We start from the raw sequence: 4,550 nt of genomic DNA, 5'->3' as shown, positions 1-4,550 counted from the left end.
CGCGATCGCGTTGAATTCCTCTAGACGGCAAATACACCTATTTAATTACGGCTTGCCCCCATACCTAAAGCCCCTGATTTCCTTACAGTAGACACAGTGAAAGCAATCAGCAGATGTTAAGTGATTGAGCCAAAGGGGATGCCTCCTGAAGGTTAACCGTCCTTCCTCAGGTTCGGAAAACCCCACAACACCAGAGTGGCTAATCCCGCACACTATATAGATCGGTACGCACGCACCAATGGTTATTAAATCTGGAAAGAGCTGCTGATTTAACCCGGTTGGTTCAATTTGTAGTTCCGTATCCGCCCTCAAAAGTTTTTGTAGTTATTAGGAAGCCGAAATACCCCTATGGCAAAAGTAGTTGGAATTGACTTAGGTACGACAAACTCCTGCGTAGCAGTGATGGAAGGTGGTAAGCCCACTGTGATCGCTAACGCAGAAGGTTTTCGGACAACCCCCTCTGTCGTAGCATTTGCCAAAAATGGCGATCGCTTAGTGGGTCAAATCGCCAAGCGTCAATCGGTGATGAACCCCGAAAACACCTTCTATTCGGTGAAGCGTTTTATCGGACGCAAGTTTGAAGAAATCACCCACGAAGCCACCGAAGTTTCTTACAAAGTGCTGCGCGACAGCAACGGCAACGTTAAGCTAGACTGCCCCGCTCAGAGCAAGCAGTTTGCACCAGAAGAAATTTCTGCCCAAGTGCTTCGCAAGCTGGTGGATGATGCCAGCAAGTACCTTGGAGAGACCGTTACCCAAGCTGTAATCACCGTTCCCGCTTACTTCAACGACTCCCAGCGCCAAGCTACCAAAGATGCTGGTAAGATTGCCGGGATTGATGTAATGCGGATTATCAACGAGCCGACCGCCGCTTCCTTGGCGTACGGACTCGAAAGAAAGGCCAACGAAACCATTCTGGTATTTGACCTGGGTGGCGGTACCTTCGACGTATCCATCCTGGAAATGGGCGATGGCGTATTTGAAGTGTTAGCGACCTCTGGCGACACTCACCTGGGTGGTGACGACTTCGACAAGAAAATCGTTGATTACTTAGCCGAAGAATTCAGAAAATCTGAAGGCATTGACCTCCGCAAAGACCGTCAAGCCCTCCAGCGTCTCACCGAAGCCGCTGAAAAAGCCAAGATTGAGTTATCTAGCGTCACCCAAGCGGAAATCAACCTGCCATTTATCACCGCTACCCAGGATGGTCCAAAGCACCTGGATATGACCCTGACTCGCGCTCAGTTTGAAGGACTCTGCGCTGACTTGATCGATCGCTGCCGCATTCCTGTAGAGAACGCCCTGCGCGACGCCAAGCAAGACAAGAGTGCAATTAATGAAGTCGTGCTGGTCGGTGGTTCTACCCGGATTCCTGCCGTACAAGAACTGGTGAAGCGGGTTTTGGGCAAAGAACCCAATCAAACCGTCAACCCGGATGAAGTGGTAGCTATCGGTGCCGCAATTCAAGCCGGTGTCCTCACAGGTGAAGCTGGAACTGAAGGACTGTTGCTACTCGACGTTACCCCGCTGTCTTTGGGTGTGGAAACCCTCGGTGGCGTGATGACCAAGATTATCCCCCGCAACACCACGATTCCTACCAAGAAGTCTGAGGTCTTCTCTACTGCTGTAGATAATCAGACCAACGTAGAAATTAAGATTCTGCAAGGCGAACGGGAGATGGCGGCGAACAACAAAGAGTTGGGGATCTTCCGTCTGGATGGGATTCCTCTGGCTCCTCGTGGCATGCCACAAATTGAAGTTACCTTCGATATTGACGCCAACGGTATCCTGAACGTCACAGCTAAGGATCGCGGTACTGGCAAAGAGCAATCGATCAGCATCACGGGTGCTTCCACCCTGCCCCAAAACGAAGTGGAGCGGATGGTCAAGGAAGCCGAACAAAATGCGAGCACTGACCGGGAGCGTCGTGAGAAGATTGACCGCAAGAACCAAGCTGACTCCCTCGTGTACCAAGCTGAGAAGCAAATGGCTGACTTGGGCGACAAGGTTCCTGCTGCTGACAAGAGTAAGGTCGATGGATTGGTCAAAGACCTGCGCGATGCGATCGCTAAAGAAGACGATGAGCGCATCAAGACGCTCACCACAGAGCTACAGCAGGCTCTCTACACCATCGGCACGAACATCTATCAACAAGCAGGCGGCGCAGGTGCAGCTCCTGGTGATGGCACCGGCACCCCTGGTGGTGGTGGTTCCAGTCAGTCCACTGGTACTGGGGATGATGTAATTGATGCTGATTTTACGGAAAGCAAGTAATTAGCTAAGTGCTAAGTGCTAAGTGCTAAGTGCTAAGTGCTAATTGCTAATTGCTAATAAGGGTTGATGAATTGCTTTTGGGCGCTCATCAGCCCTTTTTTAATGCAAAACTACGCACAATTACTTTCTTCCTTGCCCCAAAATGACCCGCTCCCTAGAAGCGTGTCTAGTCTAAGGTTCGGGTTTCCTTCCTCAACCTAGCTCCCTACTGCTTTGCGTACCTTTGCGCCAACCTCAGCGTACCTTTGCGTTAAAAACAGAAATTATTGATGCTACTCCACAGGGAAGGCACCAGGTTGTACTTGGACAGTTTCAGTCCGACCGCTACGGTTGACCTCTACTTCTAATCTGGAGCCGACGCTACTCGCTTCTACCCGTTCTTGCACTTGATCGGCACTTGCGACCGCTTGACCGCCAACTTTCTGGATCACATCTCCGGCACGCAAGCCAGCGCGTTCTGCGGGAGAGTTTTTGACCACCCGAACGATGACAACGCCTTTATCCTGCGTAACTTTGAAGCCTGCCTCATTGTCTTTGTTAATGTCGTCTTTTAGTTCCGGCGTCAGCGTTACCATTTGAATTCCCATGTAGGGATGCTCGACGCGACCTTTGCTAAATAGCTGATTGGCGACTCGTTCGGCGGTTTCAATCGGGATGGCAAAACCGAGTCCCTGAGCATTTGCCCGAATGGCTGTATTAATCCCAATCACTTCACCCCTGGCATTTAGCAAGGGACCTCCGGAATTACCGGGGTTGATAGCGGCATCGGTTTGGATAAATCTGACTCGCTTATCCGGGACACCTACCTGCGAACTGGAGCGACCCGTCGCGCTGACGATACCCACCGTCACCGTGTTATCTAGACCGAGGGGATTGCCAATTGCGATCGCCCACTGTCCCGGTATTAAGTTATTCGAGTCTCCCAAGCGTACCGTCGGCAACTTTGTCGCATCAATTTTGACAACTGCCACATCCGTAACCGGATCGGCTCCCACAACTTGACCCTCCATCGTCCGACCATCTTTGAGCGTCACCTTGACCTTATCTGACCCCGCGACAACGTGGGCATTTGTCATTAAGCGACCATCAGCACTGAGAATGAAGCCAGATCCGGTACCTCGTTCCACCCGTTCTTCCGGAACCGGCGTTTCATTCCCAAAAAATCGTCGGAAAAACGGGCTTCTGAAAGTATCTGGAATGTCCTGCGATACGGTACGAGCCGCATCAATTCGCACGACAGCAGGGCCAACTTTTTCGGCTGCTTCGGCAATAAAATTCAGGTTCTCTTGGGGAGCGCGATTCTGGGGCGGGGAGATTTGCTGTAGCGCGGCTGGAATCGCTGATGGGATTCTGCCTTCGACACTGGGGTTGTCTGCTGCGAAATGGCGACTGGCATATATTCCTGCACCACCGCCGATAGCCAGCAAAGCTAGATAAGTGGTCAGCTGTTTGACAAGTAAACTCATGGTCTTTGGGCTGAAGGACAGCAATACAGGTAATAATTCCACTCTAATCAAAAAATGCTGTGGATGAGCAGCATTTGGGTAGAGTTTTAACTGGGTTTCAAGATATTGGAGTGCCCAAGAGGAAGCACAAACAGCTCCTCAGAATGCATAGGCGATCGCTTGGTTTGTCGCGTTGGCGTCAACACTACCCCAGGATACAGCCAACACTGGACACGCCCGATTCCCTGGGCTAAGACAGTGTAAACACTGTCCGTACATCTACTTACCTTGTCAGCCATGCAACTCCAGAAAATCAGCCTTGCCGGGGTGCAAAGCCTTGTCCCCTTACTGATTACTTTTGTGGCGACTGTCTTAACCCCTTTCCCAGGGAAGAAGGCTGAAATTTTCCCTGGCTCTCAGGTGTTGGCACAAACTCCGGAGGCTCCCGCGACCGTCAATCCACTCAATATCGAACAAATTCGACAAGTTGCTAAAGAACACAACGCCACACTGGTTGAATACTCAATTAATTACGAGACGTTCCCCGTTCAAGGAAAAGAACAAACCCAGGAATCAGAACTGCTGATTTGGGTGGTTCAACCTACAGGTGAAATTACCTTACGACGGGTTGACCTGAGACCGTTGTGGCAGAAGCAAAATACTTCTCTCTCAGAGTTGGTGAGTAGTAGCCGTGCGGCGATGGGGTTCGGGAGTGCTGCAAATAAGAGTGGCATCTTCGTAACGACAAAACAGGACAATCGCCCAAGCAAACAGTTACAGCAACTTCATCAGCTGCTCGTTGAGCCGATTGCCGAATTGTTGCCAAAAGCT

At 50.9% G+C, this 4,550-nt stretch carries 2 protein-coding genes and 1 pseudogene; 2 read left to right on the top strand and 1 reads right to left on the bottom strand.

Features of this window, described 5'->3' with window-relative positions; all coding sequences use genetic code 11:
- Positions 1 to 348 precede the first annotated feature (348 nt).
- Positions 349 to 2,274, top strand: coding sequence for a molecular chaperone DnaK (dnaK, locus tag H6F50_RS01910; protein WP_190414776.1), 1,926 nt, complete (start codon positions 349 to 351; stop codon positions 2,272 to 2,274).
- 272 nt (positions 2,275 to 2,546) lie between these two features.
- On the opposite strand, the gene H6F50_RS01905 is transcribed toward dnaK, so the two are convergent.
- Positions 2,547 to 3,740, bottom strand: a complete 1,194-nt coding sequence (locus tag H6F50_RS01905; protein ID WP_190414777.1) for an HhoA/HhoB/HtrA family serine endopeptidase — start codon at positions 3,738 to 3,740, stop codon at positions 2,547 to 2,549.
- Between the two features lie 276 nt (positions 3,741 to 4,016).
- Between H6F50_RS01905 and H6F50_RS01900 the strand changes: the two are divergent.
- Positions 4,017 to 4,550, top strand: a pseudogene (locus H6F50_RS01900) (hypothetical protein); the annotation flags it as partial.

It is taken from the genome of Coleofasciculus sp. FACHB-712 (genome assembly GCF_014695635.1).
In the GTDB taxonomy this organism is placed as follows: Bacteria; Cyanobacteriota; Cyanobacteriia; order Cyanobacteriales; family FACHB-T130; genus FACHB-T130.
This window is presented reverse-complemented; position numbering and strand designations above follow the sequence as displayed.